The sequence below is a fragment of the Streptomyces sp. NBC_00414 genome (genome assembly GCF_036038375.1).
Classification (GTDB): Bacteria; Actinomycetota; Actinomycetes; order Streptomycetales; family Streptomycetaceae; genus Streptomyces.
This window is the reverse complement of record NZ_CP107935.1, coordinates 5,897,110-5,910,916: the sequence shown is the minus strand read 5'-3', so window position 1 is coordinate 5,910,916 and position 13,807 is coordinate 5,897,110. Positions and strand designations below refer to the sequence as shown.

Below are 13,807 nucleotides of genomic sequence, written 5' to 3'. Positions count from 1 at the left end.
CGCCATGAAGCGGCCTACCGGACCCGGGGTGGGGCCACCCCCACCGGACCAGTACCGGCTGCCGCCTGAGGCGCCGTCAGGAGGACGGAGCCGCCGAGGCCTTCGGAGTCGGTGCCAGTGTCGATGCCGATGTGGGCTTCGTGGTCGGCACCTTGGTGGGCGCCGCCGAGTGCGTCGGCGGCTCGCTCGGGACGGCGGCGGACGGATCGGTCCCCGTACCGGGGCTCGCGGCCGGGGACTTCGCCGAAGGCTCCTCGGTGGCCCGGGACTCCGAGGGCTCCGGCGACGGCGGCAGGGTGGGTGAGGACGAAGGACTGCTCGGGGGCGGCGGGGCGAGGGGGACCGTCGGGGACGCGGGCCGGTCGGGTGTCCCCAGCCGGACCGGCAGCGCGATGAGAGCGGTCGCGGCGCACAGCAGGGCCGCCCCGGCCGCGGCACGGCCGATCTGGCGGCGGGCCGCACCCCGGCGGATCGCCTCGTACCGCCCGGCGGGCGGGCCGAGGTAGTCGGAGGTGGGCCGCAGGATGACGGCGAGGGGGTCGTCGGGTTCGAAGTCCGGACCGTCGTCAGAGTGTGTGATCAACGCTTCTCCTCAGATGGGCGCGGAGCAGTTCGCGGGCCGCGTGGAGATCGGCCTTGATGGTTCCTTCCTTGCGCCCGGTCAGCACGGACACCTCCCGGATCGGCATGTCAGCGTAGTAGTGCAGCAGGATCGGGACGCGCAGTCGTTCCGGCAGCGACTGCACGAGCAGGCGCACCGACGGGTCGGCCTGTTCGGTCTCCGGGCGGACGGCGGCCTCGGCCGTCGCGCGGCGCATCGCCCTGCGTTCGCGTTCCAGCTTGCGCCAGTGGTCCCGGACGAGGTTGGCCGCGGTCACGTAGAGGAAGCCGCGGGGCTCCGCCACGGAGGTCCAGCGGGCCCAGAGCCGCGTGAACGCCTCCGAGGCGATCTCGTGGGCCGTCTCGTCGTCGTCCACCAGCCGGCGGCACCAGCCGGCGAGGCGCGGATAGAGGGCAGCGAACAGCTCGGACGCTGCCTGCTCGCGGGACCGTTTCAACGCTCTCCAGGTCGTGACGACACTCGTGGGGCTGCTCTGCGGGCCTGTCTCGTAGGGCTTGTGGGGCCTGCTGGGCCTGTGTGGCTCACCCGGAAGGATCCCGGGCCGTCGGCGTACGGTTCCAACGACCCGGAATCCGGGGTTCAGGTGGGGCGGGTGGTGCCGGTGGTTCGGTTGGTTCCGGTGGTTCCGATCGGTCGGTCGGTGTCGGTGGTTCCGATCGGTCGGCCGGTTCCGGTGGTTCCGATCGGTCGGTCGGTGCCGGTGGTTCGCGTCAGGGGCGTTCCTGACTCAGCTCGGCGAAGACGATCACGCTGTCGCGGTAGCCGTCACCGCTGCGGGGCCCGCCGCACGTGATGAGCCGCAACTCGGGCCGCCCCGTGTCCCCGTACACGTCGTCCGTCGGGAACTCCGCCTGCGCGACCGTCCGTACGGCGCTGACGGTGAACTCCGCCGCCGTGCCGTTCTCCAGGCGGGTCTCGATCCGGTCGCCGCGCCGCAGCCGCGCGAGATCGTGGAAGACGCCGTCCCCGTAGCCGCCGACCGTGACATGGCCGAGGATCACCGACGGGCCGACCTGGCCGGGCGTCGGCGAGTGCCGGTACCAGCCCGCCCGGTCGTCGGCCTCGATCGGGGGCACCTGCACGCTGCCGTCCGGGGCCAGCCCCAGCCGCATGACCTTGGTGTCGACGTCGACGGCCGGGATTCGCAGCCCGACGGGCACCGAGCGCGCGAGCGCGTGCACGGTCTTCCCGGCCGCGGAGGAGCCCGACGACGGTGACGTGTTCTCTCCGCGGGAGGTGCCGGTGCCGTCGGTCTCGCCGCCCCCTCCGCCGCCGCCGCAGCCCACGAGCAGGGTGGCCATCGCGGCGGTGACGAAGGCACGCCTGGAGGGCAGGGTCACGCCCCGGTCGCCCGTCGGCGGCGTACGACATAGACCGCCGCGCCGCCCAGCGCGAACGCCGCGGCGGCGCCACCGCCGATCAGGCCGCCCTCACCACCGGACCCGTCCGAGGCCACACCGGTGTCGGGCGCTCCGCTGGGTACGACGGAGACCTCGCCCGTGCCCGGCGCGTCGGTCGGCGCCTTGGTCGGCTCCGCGGGCGCGGCGCTCGGTTCGGCGGTCGGGGGCTTGCTCCCGGCCGGTGCCTTGGTCGGGGCGGTGCTCGGGGCCTCCGAGGCGGGGGCGGGGGTCGGAGACGTCCCGTCGGCGAACGCGGGCACCGTGCCCGCCAGTACGGCGGTGCACGCGAGTGCCAGGGCGCTGAGGACAGTTCGGCGCATGTGGGGCTCTCTCTCATCGGTCCGCCCGCACGATGGAACGGCGGACGGCTGCGTCATGGATCGAGCGGAGAGACGAGGCAGCCGTGGAACGGGTTGTAAAGAACAGGCAAAGTCCTTCGACGCGTGCGCGTACGCGTCCGTCGGGCACGCCCCACCGATGCCGCCGGACGCCGGTGCCGCCCCGGGCCGCCTGCGCCTAGGCTTGGCCGCCGTGAACGACGGGACGACGGACGACGAGGCGGCGGGCCGGGGCCGGTTGGGGGCCTTACCGGCCGACGCGCTGCTCGTCGCCCTCGCGGCCGTGGACGTCGGTCTCCAGCTCGACCACGACACCCCGCTGGAGATGGCCCTCTCGGCCGCAGCCTGTGCGGCGCTGCTCGTGCGGCGGCGCTTCCCCCTGGCGGTGTTCCTGCTGTCGCTGCCCGCCGCGCTGTTCTCGTCGGTCGTGGTGGCACCCCTGGCCGCGCTCTACACGCTGGCCGAACGCAGCCGGGACCGGCGCCTGCTCATCGCCTGCGCCACGGCGTCGGCGGTGGCCTCCGCGCTGCCGTGGCCGCTGTCGGACTACGCGACGGACGACCGCTTCTGGACCTTCGTCGACTTCGTCTATCTGCTGGCGACGGCGGCCGCGCCCCTCTTCCTGGGCCAGTTGGTGCAGGCCAGACGCGATGCGGCGGAGCGGCTGGCCGAGGTCGAGGAGGCACGGGAGCACGAGCGCCGGCTGCACGCCCAGAGCGTGCTGGCCCGCGAACGGGCCCAGCTGGCACGGGAGATGCACGACGTGGTCTCCCACCAGGTGAGCCTCATCGCCGTACGGGCCGGGGCCCTCCAGGTCGGCGCGAAGGACACCGAGACGCGTGAGGCCGCCCGGACGATCCGCGGGCTCAGCGTGACCACCCTCGACGAACTGCGGCACATGGTCACGCTGTTGCGCGCCTCCGGCGGCCGTACGGGCGAACCGGCACCCCAGCCGACCCTGGCCGACCTGCGGCAACTGGTCGACGGCAGCGGTATCGAGGTGACGCTGAAGGGCGAACTGCCTTCCGGCATCGGGGCGCCGGCCCAGCGCGCGGTCTACCGGACCGTGCAGGAGGCCCTCACGAACGTACGCAAGCACGCGCCCGGCGCCACCGCCACGGTCTGTCTGTGGCACGGGGGCGACGGGCTGGGCGTGACGGTCACCAACACCCCGCCGACCCGGCCCGTCCTCGAACTGCCGGGCTCCCGGGTCGGGTTGATCGGCCTCGCCGAACGGGCCGAGAACCTCGCCGGCTCCTTCGAGGCCGGCGCCACGGCCGACGGCGGCTACGGGGTGCGACTGCGCCTGCCCACGACAACCGACTGAGCCGACGGGAGCGGCTCCGTCCCCGGAGTCGGTCCGACCACCAGCAGCGACGGAATCACTGGCGACAACGGAAGGCGGCACGGGCCGATGAGAGCCGACGAACTCGTACCACTGGGCCGCACGGGACTGCGGGTCAGCCGTCTCGGGCTGGGACTGGCCTCCCTTGGCGGGCTGTTCGAGCCGGTGTCCGACGAGCAGGCGGCCGGCGTCCTCGACACCGCCTGGGACCTGGGCATACGGCTGTACGACACGGCCCCCGTGTACGGGTACGGGCGCTCGGAGACCCGTACCGGAGCCGCTCTCGCCGCCCGGCCGCGGGACGCCTACGCGCTGTGCACCAAGGTCGGGCGGATCATCGAGCCGGGAGGTCCAGACACCCAGCCGATCTGGGCGGACCCTCCGGCGGGCGTCGGACCGCGGCTCGACTACTCGTACGCCGGGGTGATGCGTTCGGTCGAGGAGAGTCTGGAGCGGCTGGGGCTCGACCGGGTCGACGTCCTCCATGTGCACGACCCCGACGAGGACTTCGGCACCGCGGTCTCGGAGGCGTATCGCGCGCTGGCCGAACTGCGTGCCGCGGGTGTCGTCGGAGCCGTCTCGATCGGCGTCAACCACGCGCCGGTGGCGGCCCGTTACCTGCGGGAGGCGGCGGCGCCGGGCCCGGACTGTGTCCTGCTGGCCGGGCGTTACACCCTCCTCGACCGTTCCGGGCTGGACGAGTTGCTGCCGCTGTGTGCCGAGCGCGGGGTCTCCGTCATGGCCGCGGGCGTCTACCAGTCCGGCCTGCTGGCCGACCCCCGCCCGGGGGCGCCGCACGGATACACCTCGGTCCCCTCCGAACTGGCCGCGCGCATCAGGGCGTTGCGGAAGGTGTGCGCGGACTTCGACGTGCCGCCGCTCGCGGCCGCCGCGCAGTTCCCGCTCGGGCACCCCGCCGTCACGAGTGTGGTCGTCGGTGCCCGCTCGGCCGACGAGGTCGCCCAGAACGTGCGGCTCTTCGGCCACCCCGTCCCGGCGGACTTCTGGACCGCCCTGAGGACGACGGGCCTGCTCACCGAGGAGACCCCGACCCCCTGAACACCGACGCCCGACCAACAGCCCTACGAGGCAAGGAACTTGCCGACAGTGCCCGCGAAGAGGTCCGGATCGTCCACCCACGGGAAGTGTCCGGCACCCGGCTGGACGAACACCTCACCGCCGGGGAACAGCCCGGCGACCGTGGCGGCCACGCGCGGCAGCGGGCCGCCGTCCAGCTCCCCCGCGAGGACGAGCACCCGCGCGTCGAGCCCGGCGACGGCGGCCCGCACGCCCGCGGGATCGGCGAACGCTCCGGCGGACGCGTACACGTCCGCCGCCTCGTCGTTGATCTGCGCCGGCTCGGCCGCGGCGTGCGCACGGGCGGCTGCGTCCCAGCGCCCGTAGAAGAAGGGGGTCCCGGCCTCGAAGTCGGCGTCGGTGGCGGACCCGCCCCAGATCCTCAGGTACGCCGCGTGGGCGCCCTCGAACCACGGCTCGCCCACCCGCAGCGCCGCCGCCTCGCGCCGGTGCTCGGGCAGGAAGCCGACCCCGAGCGCACGGGCCCTCGCCGCGACGAGCGTGAGCGTCCGCAGGCGCCCCGGATACCGGGCCGCGTACAGGATCGCGAGGTCACCGGCCGCCGAGTGCGCGAGCAGGTCGACGCCCTCCAGTCCGAGGTGCTCGCGCAGGGCCTCGACGTCGTCGACCTGCCGGTCGCAGCGGTACGTCGCCGGGTCGGCGGGCACCTGGGAGCCGCCGGTGCCCCGCAGATCGAGCAGCACCAGCCTCCGGTACGCCGACAGCCCGCCCAGGTCCCCGAGGTAGTCCGACGCCCGCATCGCCCCACCCGGCAGACAGAGCAGCGGCACGCCCCCGCCCCCGCCCTCCGAGCGGTAGGCGAGCCGGGTGCCGTCGGGAGCGGAGAAGTGAGGCATGTCCCATCCTCACCACGCCCCCGGGGAGGGACAACGGCATTTACGCGGTTGACGCCCCACCGGCCACGCGATTGCCTGCTGCGATGACTGCTCTCCGCATCGAACGGGTCGGCGTCGCGCGGGCCGGCGCCGACGGCTCGGCTGCCGAGTCCCTCGTCGAGGACTGGCGGCACGTCCACAACGTGATCGTGCCGCCCGCCGCCCTGTCCCCGGGCGAGGTCCGGGAACGGGCCGGCCGGTATCACCTGGAGGTGGCGTACCTCGGCGACGTGCTGGTCGGCTGCACGACGGTACGGCCGCCGGAGGGCGCGGAGGCGACGGCCACCGTGATCGCCCGCGTGCTCCCCGCCCACCGCCGCCGGGGGTTCGGCGAGCAGCTCCATGTACGGGGCCTGGCGCTCGCGCGCGAACTCGGGGCCCGGACGATCGAGACCGTCGTGCTGGCCGCCAACTCCGAGGGACTGCGGTTCGCGCGGGCCCACGGATACGTCGAGGTCGACCGGTACACGCTGCCGGGTGAGAGCGACCTCTGGATCGATCTGCGGGCCGGTGGGGGCGGCCCGCGGACGAAGGAGGACTGACCCGGGGGCCGATCGGGGAGAGTGGATGCCATGAGCGACCACGAGCGCATCGACGGGACGCGGGAACGCCAATGGCTCGCGACCGCCGTCGAGGAGGCCCGAGCCGGCCTCGCGGAGGGCGGTGTCCCCATCGGCGCCGCGCTGTACGCGGCGGACGGCACCCTGCTGGGCCGGGGCCACAACCGCCGCGTCCAGGACGGCGATCCGTCCGCGCACGCCGAGACGGCCGCCTTCCGGAACGCGGGACGGCAGCGCTCGTACCGCGGCACGACGATGGTGACCACGCTCTCGCCGTGCTGGTACTGCAGCGGTCTGGTCCGGCAGTTCGGGATCTCCCGGGTCGTCGTCGGCGAGGCCCGGACCTTCCACGGCGGACACGACTGGCTGGCGGAGCACGGCGTGGAGATCGTGCTCCTCGACGACCCCGAGTGCGTCGCCGTGATGCGCGACTTCGTCAGGAACAACCCCGCACTGTGGAACGAGGACATCGGTGAGATCAGTGAGTGACGCCGCCGGCCACTCCGCCGCCCACGGCGGCCCCCGTGTGCCGACCGTCGATCTCGGGCCGTGGCTCTCCGGCGACCCCGAGGCCCGGGCCCGGATCGCCCGCACGGTCGACGGCGCGCTCCAGAGCGCCGGATTCCTGCTGGTGACCGGTCACGGCGTAGACCCGGACCTGCGGGTACGCGTCCGCGAGGCGGCCCGCGCCTTCTTCGTGCTGCCCACCGAGACCAAGCAGCCGTACGCGGCGAAGGTCGGCGGCCGGGGCTGGCTCGGTCCGGGCGCCGAGGCCAACGGCTACGCGGAGGGCACCCCGACCCCGCCCGACCTGAAGGAGTCCCTGACCTTCGCGACGCACGAGCCCTTCGACGACCCGGTGACCGACGCGCAGTGGTACGCGCCGAACGTCTGGCCCGCCGAGGCTCCCGGGCTCCGGGCCCTGTGCGAGGAGTACCTGGCGCGGATGGCCGAGCTGGAGAACCACCTGCTCGCCCTGCTCGGTGAGGCACTGGGCCTGGAACCCGACTTCTTCACCCGGCACATGGACCATCCGACCTACGGCTTCAACATCAACTGGTATCCGGGCACGGAGGTCGTCGGCGAGCCCGAGGAGGGCCAGTTCCGGATCGGCCCCCACACCGACTTCGGCACGGTCACCATCCTCGACCGGCAGGCCGGCAAGGGCGGGCTGCAGATCCACACGGACGACGGCGGCTGGCAGGACGCGCCCTTCGACCCGGCCGCGTTCACCATCAACATCGGTGACCTGATGGCCCGTTGGACCGGCGACCGCTGGCGCTCGGGCCGCCACCGCGTACTGCCCCCGCCGGCGGACGAGCCCACCGAGGAGCTGATGTCCCTCGTCTACTTCGGCGAGTGCACCCCGGGAACCCGCGTCGAGTCGGTCCCGGCCCCGGTCGGCCGGGTGGCGTACGAACCCGTCGACTCCCATGTGTACCTGCGGGAGAAGCTGGACTCGATCACAGTGAACTGAACCGGGCCCGGTCGGACTCCGCCGACGGCGCCGACATTTCCGTAAGCCCGCGGACATCATGCGGTCCACTCCGAAGCAACGCCCCCTGGCCGTCCCGCGGTTGATACACCTCACCTCTACGAGAACCGGGACCCACGGGGTCCCAGGGGGAGATGCGGTGCGCAGAGGGCTGCACGGCCGAGGGGCGCTGTTCGACACGGAACCGCCCGGCCTCGCCTCACGGCTCGTCGGCCTGCGCCCGTTCCAGCACGGGCCCAGTCCCTGCGAACACCCGCGGGACATCCCCTTCGTGGTGTTCACCGGGGCCCGCGGGCTCGGCAAGAGCGCGGTACTGGCGGAGCTGCAGGCCGCGTACGAGGGGCACACGCCCGTCGCGCTGATCGACTGCGAGGCGCGCCTGTTCGCGGAGCCTCCCGCCGGGCGGCCCCACGAGGGCTGGTCGCCCGTCCGGTCGCCCGTGTCGCAGGCACTGGTGACGATCGCCGAGCAGCTCGCGGAGCCGGTGGCCGAGGCGGGCCGGATCCCGTTCCCGCGGCTCGCGGTGGGCCTGCTGGCCGTGGCGGCGGGCGGCTGGCACGACCGGGACCTGTCCCGCATCCGCCGGGAGACCGAGCGGATCCTGCTGCTGAACGACACCGGCTCATGGGTCGGCTCGCACGCGGGCCGCCGGGTCGCCCGGCTGTCGGCCCGGCTGACCGACCCGCTCACCGGCTCGCTGTCCGGTACGGGTCCGGTGGTCGAGCCGGTCGTCGAGGCCGCCCTGGAAGCGTTCTCCGAAGGGGTCTCGCCCACGCACCGCCGGCTGCGGAAGGCCGCCACCTGGTACCGCGACCACCCGAACGCCGAAGGCAACCCGAAGCTCGGACTCCTGCTGCTCTCGGGGCACTTCAGAGCGGGCGGCGACCCCCGCACCCACGCCGAGGGCCATCTCGTACGGGCGCTGCTGGCCGACCTCGACGACGCGTACGGCGGGTCGCTGCCGCGCGGGCACCGGGCCGGGCGTCCGGTGGTCCTCATCGACAACGCGCAGGCCGCGCCGGGGATCGGACTGATCGGAGCGGTGCTGCGGGACCGGGCCTGCGGCATCGCCGACCGGGTGGTGTTCTTCGCCGGGCTGCGCGGTCACGGTCATCCGGCCCTGCGCAACGCGACCCGCGCCACCCTGCCCGAGCTGGCCCGCACGAGCGGCTGGGAGCCCGGCGGCACGGCCTCGTCCCGGGCCCTGCTCGTGCCGCTGTCACCGCTGTCCCCCGGCGACACCCGGCGAGTCGTCGAGGCGGCCTGCCGGGGCCTGGCGGTACCGTCCCGGCTGCCGGGCGCCGCCCACCGGCTGACCGGCGGCAGCCCGCTCGGCACGACCCTGTTCGCCGAGTCCGCCCGGCAGAACCTGTCCCGGGGCGCCGGTACCCCCGGCGAACTCCTCGCCGCCGACCTCGTCCCGCACACGACGCACGAGGCGCACAAGACGTACGAGGCGCAAGAGGCGCGCGAGACGCGCGAGGGCCGCCCCGCCCACCGCGAACTCCTCGACCGCCTGGTGCCGGACGGCCACCGGGACGAGCTGGCGCTGCTGGCCGTGGCCCACGACCGCGCGTCGGCGTGCGCGCTGGCCGCGGCCCTGCTCCCCGGCGACTTCGGCTCGGCGGGGGTCCTCGCCCTGGAGGCGCGGCTCGCCGAGGAGGGACTGCCCACGGTCCCCGGCCAGTTCGTCGGCGACCCGTTCCTGCGGGCACTGTTGCTGCTGGACCTGTACCGCAGGGAGCCGGACCACCACACCTGGCGGGCGGCACACCGCACACTCGTCGCGCACTGCACGGACACTCCGGCCGCGCCGGAAGGCCCGCCGCACGGCCGCCCGGCGGACGGCTCCGGGCACGAGGAGCGGCGCGTCCTCCACCGGCTCCACCACGAACTCGCCCTCGGCGCCGCCGAACCGGCCGTCACGTATCTGCGCGACACGTTCCACCGGCGCGACATGAAGACCTGGCTGTCGGCGCTGGTCCTCCTCGCGTCGGCGCCGTACCACCCCGCGCCCGCCCCGGACGGCCCCGGCGGCGCGTGGTCGGACGCCCGCACCCGGGTCGCGCTGGGCCGCGTCGGCCCCGGCCCGCTACCGCCGGAGGGCGCCGACACCGCCCTGCACCTGCGGATACGCCGACTCCTGTACGGGGTCTGGCAGGTGACCGATCCGCTGGCGCTGCCCGACCCGGTCGTCGCCGAGCGGCTGCGGTCCGAGCTGGAGCATCTGTCGAGGCTCCGGCCGACGGACGCGGAGCCGCTGCTGCGGGCCTCCGTGCACTGGACCGAGGACGCCCTCGCGGGCCGCCCCCTTCGCCTCGGTCGGACCCCGCGCTAAACGCCGGCGTAGGAGTGCTTGCCGGTGACGAAGATGTTCACGCCGTAGTAGTTGAACAGCCAGCAGGCGAAGGCGATGAGCGCGATGTACGCGGCCTTGCGGCCCTTCCAGCCGGCGGTGGCGCGGGCGTGCAGGTAGCAGGCGTAGGCGACCCAGGTGATGAACGACCAGGTCTCCTTGGGGTCCCAGCCCCAGTAGCGGCCCCACGCGTCGCCCGCCCAGATCGCGCCGGCGATGATCGTGAACGTCCACAGCGGGAAGACGGCGGCGTTCACCCGGTACGAGAACTTGTCGAGCGAGGCCGAGGCGGGCAGCCGCTCCAGCACGGAGGTCGCGAAACGGCCCGGCCTGCCGCCGGTCGCGAGCTTGTTCTCGTAGCTGTCCTTGAAGAGGTACAGGATCGTGCCGACCGCGCCCACGTAGAACACCGCGCCGCAGAAGATCGCGGTGGAGACGTGGATGTAGAGCCAGTACGAGTGGAGCGCGGGCACCAGCTGGTCGCTGGCCGTGTACAGGACGGTGACGGCGAGGCCGAGGTCCAGCAGGACCGTCGTCGTCAGGAAGAGGCCCATCCAGCGGACGTTCTTCTTCATCGCCAGCAGCCCGAGATACACACCGACGGCGACCGTGGAGAAGGTGATGTTGAACTCGTACATGTTGCCCCACGGCGCCCGCTGCACCGACAGGGCGCGTGCGAGGACACCGCCGAACGCGATGAGGAACGCGAGCACGGTGAGGGAGATGGCGATCCGCCCGTAGAGGTCGCCCTGCTCGTCCCCGCCGTGCGCGCCGGGCCCGTCCGGCACGTCCCGCGCACCGGCCGCGGCCCGCGTGACGACCTTGGGCCGCTCCAGTACGGCGGTGCCGCCCGCGTTCTGCACGGTGACGGCCGGGGGCCCGGCCTTCTTGGCGGCCTGGTCGGCGGTCAGCGCGGCGGCCGTACGGCCGACCTTGCTGCGGCTGCCGAGGAGCCACTCGGCGATGTAGGCGAAGAAGGCCAGCGTGTAGACGGCCATCGCCGAGTAGATCAGCGTGTTGCTGACGTTCGCGAGGTGCTCGTTGGTCGCGGCGGCCAGATCGGTCGCGGCGGCGAGGTCGGTTGCGGCGGCGAGAGTCACTTCGTCTCAGCCCCTTCGGCAGGTACGGCGGGAGGTTCGGGGGTCTCGTTCTCGGGCTGGTCCGGGGTGTCGCTCCGGGGCTGGTCCGGGGTGTCGGGCACGCTCGGCGCCAGGTCGTACAGGGTTCCGGCCAGGACGCCCAGTTCCTCCGGGACCTTGGCGGACTCGCTGCGGCCGAGGCCCGCCATCTCGACGACCGTGACGCCGTCGGGGCCGGTCACGGCACGCACCCACACGCGGCGGCGCTGGATGAAGAGGGAGGCGGCGAGACCGAAGATGGCGCCGAAGGCCCCGACGAGGGCCCAGCCCGCGCCGGGCTGACGGGTGACCTGGAAGTTCGCCCACTCCTTGACGCCCTTCTCGAAGGTGATCGAGCCGGCGCCGTTGGGGAGCCGCATGGTCTCGCCGGGCTTCAGGTTCTCCCGCAGCTGCTCGCCCTTGGAGTTCTTGAACTCCTTCATGTTCTTCTTCTCAAGCTGGTACACGCTCTGCGGCAGCCCCGCGTCGACACCGAGGTCGCCGTGGTACGCAGCCAGGTTCAGCACCGGGTTCAGCAGCGCCGGGAACTGCGAGACCACCGCGGTGCCGTCCCCGCCGTACGCCGGAAGGAAGAACGCCTGGAAGCCGAGCTGCTCCTGCTTCCCCTTGGCGTCCTTGTAGCCGTCCATGACCTTGATCGCGCCGGTCGAGGTGACGTTCGAGTCGAGCGGCAGCAGCGGCACGGCCTGCCGGTAGACGATGTCGCCCTTGCCGTCCCGGACGGTGACGACGGGCGCGTAGCCGTGGGCGGTGAGGTAGACCTTCGAGTCGTCGATGTCCAGCGGCTCGTTGACCTTGACGGTCTTCTTCTGCTCCTCGCCGTCCGCGCCCACGCTGTAGTCGACCTTCGCCTGGTACGTGCGCGGCGTGCCCTTGTTGGGCCCCGTCTCCTCGTACGTGCCCTCGAAGTCCTTCAGTACGAAGCTGAAGGGCTCCAGGTCGTTCGTGTCGAAGAGGCTCCCGGACTTGAAGTCGTCGTACTGCGTGAGGGTGTTGGCGAAGCCGTCGCCCTCGACGATCAGCTTGTTGCCCTCGGACTTGAAGAGCTGGCCCCAGGCGAAGGCGACCAGCATCACGATCAGCGCGATGTGGAAGGCGAGGTTGCCGACCTCGCGGAGGTAGCCCTTCTCGGCGGCGACCGCGTCCCCGTCGAGGTGGGCACGGAAGCGCCGTTTCCGCAGGAGCTTCAGCGCCTCGTCCCGGACCTCCTCGGGCCCGGCCTCGGTCCGCCAGGTGGTGTACGCGGGCAGCCGGGTCAGCAGGCGCGGGGCGCGCGGCGGGCGGCCGCGCAGCTGGCCGACGAACTGCCAGGTGCGGGGCACGATGCAGCCGATGAGCGAGATGAAGAGAAGGATGTAGATCGCGGAGAACCAGGCGGAGCTGTAGACGTGGAACAGCCCGAGCTTCTCGTAGATCGGCCCGACCGTGGTGTGCCGGGCCAGGAAGTCGGCCACCTTCGTCTCGTCGGTCCCGGACTGCGGGATCAGCGAGCCGGGGATCGCGCCGAGGGACAGCATGAAGAGCAGGAGCAGCGCGACCCGCATCGAGGTCAGCTGCCGCCAGATCCAGCGCGCCCAGCCGATGACCTCACGGCCGGCCCAGCCGAGCCATCCCGTGGCGCCCGGGGTGCGCGCACCGCCGAAGGAGCCGGGCATCGCGGTCTCGCGGGGCGCGGTGGACAACTGGGCGCCGGCCGCGCCGAGATCGCCGGCGTCCCGCACGGCGGTGTCACCCGTACCGTTCGCGTCGCCCCGGTCGCCGTTCCCGCCCTCGGTCCGCACGTCGGTGTCCCGTGTCGTGCCCATGAATCAGATCCCTACCGTGAAGCCGTCGGACCAGCCCTGCATCTCCTGCACGATGCCGTCCCACGCGCCGGTCAGCAGGAGCAGACCGGTCGCGATCATCATTCCGCCGCCGATCCGCATCACCCACACATAGTGGCGCTTGATCCACCCGAAGGCGCCGAGCGCCTTGCGGAAGGCGACGGCGGCGGCGACGAAGGGCACGCCCAGACCGACGCAGTACGCGACCGTCAGTATGGCCCCGCGCCCGGCGCTCGCCTGGTCGAACGCGAGCGCCTGCACGGAGGCGAGCGTCGGTCCGATGCATGGGGTCCAGCCGATCCCGAAGAGGGCGCCCAGCACGGGGGCTCCGACGAGACCGGCCACCGGCCGCCGGTGGAAGCGGAACTCACGCTGGGTGAGCCAGGGCATCATGCCCATGAAGAAGACGCCCATGAGGATCATGAGCGTGCCGAGCACCTTGGAGAGCGTGCTCTGGTGTTCCTGCAGAGTGGAGCCGAAGTAGCCGAAGAGGGCGCCGCCGGAGACGAACACGGCGGTGAAGCCGAGGACGAACAGCGAGGCCCCGGCGACCATCCGCCCGCGTCGCGCCTCGGCGAGATCGGTGCCGCTGATCCCGGTGACGTACGAGAGATAGCCGGGCACCAGCGGCAGCACGCAGGGTGAGAAGAAGGAGACGAGTCCGCCGAGCAGGGCGATCGGAATGGCGAGTACCAGCGCCCCGGTGAGGACGGTCTGGTTGGCGTCGGTGCCGGCGGCCAGGAGAAGGGACACGAG

Annotated in this window: 14 protein-coding genes; 6 read left to right on the top strand and 8 right to left on the bottom strand. The window is 73.1% G+C overall.

The features are described from left to right. Positions 1 to 76 precede the first annotated feature (76 nt). The 4 genes from OHS59_RS25685 to OHS59_RS25670 all read right to left on the bottom strand — a co-directional run bounded on the left by OHS59_RS25685 (position 77) and on the right by OHS59_RS25670 (position 2,342). Positions 77 to 583 carry a hypothetical protein gene (locus OHS59_RS25685; protein ID WP_328495747.1) on the bottom strand — a complete coding sequence of 169 codons (507 nt, stop codon included), beginning with the start codon at positions 581 to 583 and terminating at the stop codon, positions 77 to 79. Beyond that, a complete protein-coding gene (locus OHS59_RS25680) occupies positions 567 to 1,058 on the bottom strand; it encodes an RNA polymerase sigma factor (RefSeq protein ID WP_328495746.1) in 492 nt (163 codons plus the stop codon). The genes OHS59_RS25685 and OHS59_RS25680 overlap by 17 nt, the downstream gene beginning before the upstream one ends. A 274-nt stretch (positions 1,059 to 1,332) precedes the next feature. After that, entirely contained in the window at positions 1,333 to 1,962 is a 630-nt protein-coding gene (locus OHS59_RS25675; RefSeq protein ID WP_328495745.1) for a class F sortase, read from the bottom strand. Continuing rightward, on the bottom strand, positions 1,959 to 2,342 hold the full coding sequence (locus OHS59_RS25670; RefSeq protein ID WP_328495744.1) for a sortase-dependent protein: 384 nt from the start codon (positions 2,340 to 2,342) through the stop codon (positions 1,959 to 1,961). Before OHS59_RS25670 ends, OHS59_RS25675 begins: the two co-directional genes overlap by 4 nt. A 256-nt stretch (positions 2,343 to 2,598) precedes the next feature. Between OHS59_RS25670 and OHS59_RS25665 the strand changes: the two genes are divergently transcribed. Next, entirely contained in the window at positions 2,599 to 3,687 is a 1,089-nt protein-coding gene (locus OHS59_RS25665) for a sensor histidine kinase (protein WP_328499355.1), read from the top strand. Between the two features lie 87 nt (positions 3,688 to 3,774). Further along, positions 3,775 to 4,764 carry an aldo/keto reductase gene (locus tag OHS59_RS25660; protein WP_328495743.1) on the top strand — a complete coding sequence of 330 codons (990 nt, stop codon included), beginning with the start codon at positions 3,775 to 3,777 and terminating at the stop codon, positions 4,762 to 4,764. Positions 4,765 to 4,787: 23 nt separating this feature from the next. Here the strand turns inward: OHS59_RS25660 and OHS59_RS25655 are convergent, their stop codons facing one another. Further along, positions 4,788 to 5,639, bottom strand: coding sequence for an alpha/beta fold hydrolase (locus tag OHS59_RS25655; protein WP_328495742.1), 852 nt, complete (start codon positions 5,637 to 5,639; stop codon positions 4,788 to 4,790). A gap of 83 nt (positions 5,640 to 5,722) precedes the next feature. Between OHS59_RS25655 and OHS59_RS25650 the strand changes: the two genes are divergently transcribed. The 4 genes from OHS59_RS25650 (at position 5,723) to OHS59_RS25635 (ending at position 10,071) form a co-directional block, all read left to right on the top strand. Then, entirely contained in the window at positions 5,723 to 6,220 is a 498-nt protein-coding gene (locus tag OHS59_RS25650; RefSeq protein ID WP_328495741.1) for a GNAT family N-acetyltransferase, read from the top strand. A gap of 30 nt (positions 6,221 to 6,250) precedes the next feature. Next, entirely contained in the window at positions 6,251 to 6,727 is a 477-nt protein-coding gene (locus OHS59_RS25645; protein ID WP_328495740.1) for a nucleoside deaminase, read from the top strand. After that, positions 6,711 to 7,715, top strand: coding sequence for an isopenicillin N synthase family dioxygenase (locus OHS59_RS25640; protein WP_328495739.1), 1,005 nt, complete (start codon positions 6,711 to 6,713; stop codon positions 7,713 to 7,715). The genes OHS59_RS25645 and OHS59_RS25640 overlap by 17 nt, the downstream gene beginning before the upstream one ends. A gap of 157 nt (positions 7,716 to 7,872) precedes the next feature. Beyond that, the gene (locus OHS59_RS25635; protein ID WP_328495738.1) at positions 7,873 to 10,071 is read left to right on the top strand and encodes a hypothetical protein; all 2,199 of its coding nucleotides are present in this window, start codon (positions 7,873 to 7,875) and stop codon (positions 10,069 to 10,071) included. Here OHS59_RS25635 and ccsB read toward each other — a convergent pair. From ccsB to OHS59_RS25620, 3 genes are read right to left on the bottom strand one after another with little or no spacing between them, the layout of a single operon-like run. Next, on the bottom strand, positions 10,068 to 11,189 hold the full coding sequence (gene ccsB, locus OHS59_RS25630; protein WP_328495737.1) for a c-type cytochrome biogenesis protein CcsB: 1,122 nt from the start codon (positions 11,187 to 11,189) through the stop codon (positions 10,068 to 10,070). The genes OHS59_RS25635 and ccsB overlap by 4 nt on opposite strands. Then, complete coding sequence (gene resB, locus OHS59_RS25625) at positions 11,186 to 13,033, bottom strand: cytochrome c biogenesis protein ResB (RefSeq protein ID WP_328495736.1); 1,848 nt, start codon at positions 13,031 to 13,033, stop codon at positions 11,186 to 11,188. Before resB ends, ccsB begins: the two co-directional genes overlap by 4 nt. A gap of 3 nt (positions 13,034 to 13,036) precedes the next feature. Further along, entirely contained in the window at positions 13,037 to 13,804 is a 768-nt protein-coding gene (locus OHS59_RS25620; protein ID WP_328495735.1) for a cytochrome c biogenesis CcdA family protein, read from the bottom strand. Positions 13,805 to 13,807: the final 3 nt, after the last annotated feature.

What these genes read in the sequence shown, in the direction of transcription:
- OHS59_RS25670 (WP_328495744.1), bottom strand. Translation starts at nt 2,342, where the DNA reads ATGCGCCGAACTGTCCTCAGCGCCCTGGCACTCGCGTGCACCGCCGTA.
- OHS59_RS25660 (WP_328495743.1), top strand. Translation starts at nt 3,775, where the DNA reads ATGAGAGCCGACGAACTCGTACCACTGGGCCGCACGGGACTGCGGGTC.
- OHS59_RS25655 (WP_328495742.1), bottom strand. Translation starts at nt 5,639, where the DNA reads ATGCCTCACTTCTCCGCTCCCGACGGCACCCGGCTCGCCTACCGCTCG.
- OHS59_RS25650 (WP_328495741.1), top strand. Translation starts at nt 5,723, where the DNA reads ATGACTGCTCTCCGCATCGAACGGGTCGGCGTCGCGCGGGCCGGCGCC.
- OHS59_RS25645 (WP_328495740.1), top strand. Translation starts at nt 6,251, where the DNA reads ATGAGCGACCACGAGCGCATCGACGGGACGCGGGAACGCCAATGGCTC.
- resB (WP_328495736.1), bottom strand. Translation starts at nt 13,033, where the DNA reads ATGGGCACGACACGGGACACCGACGTGCGGACCGAGGGCGGGAACGGC.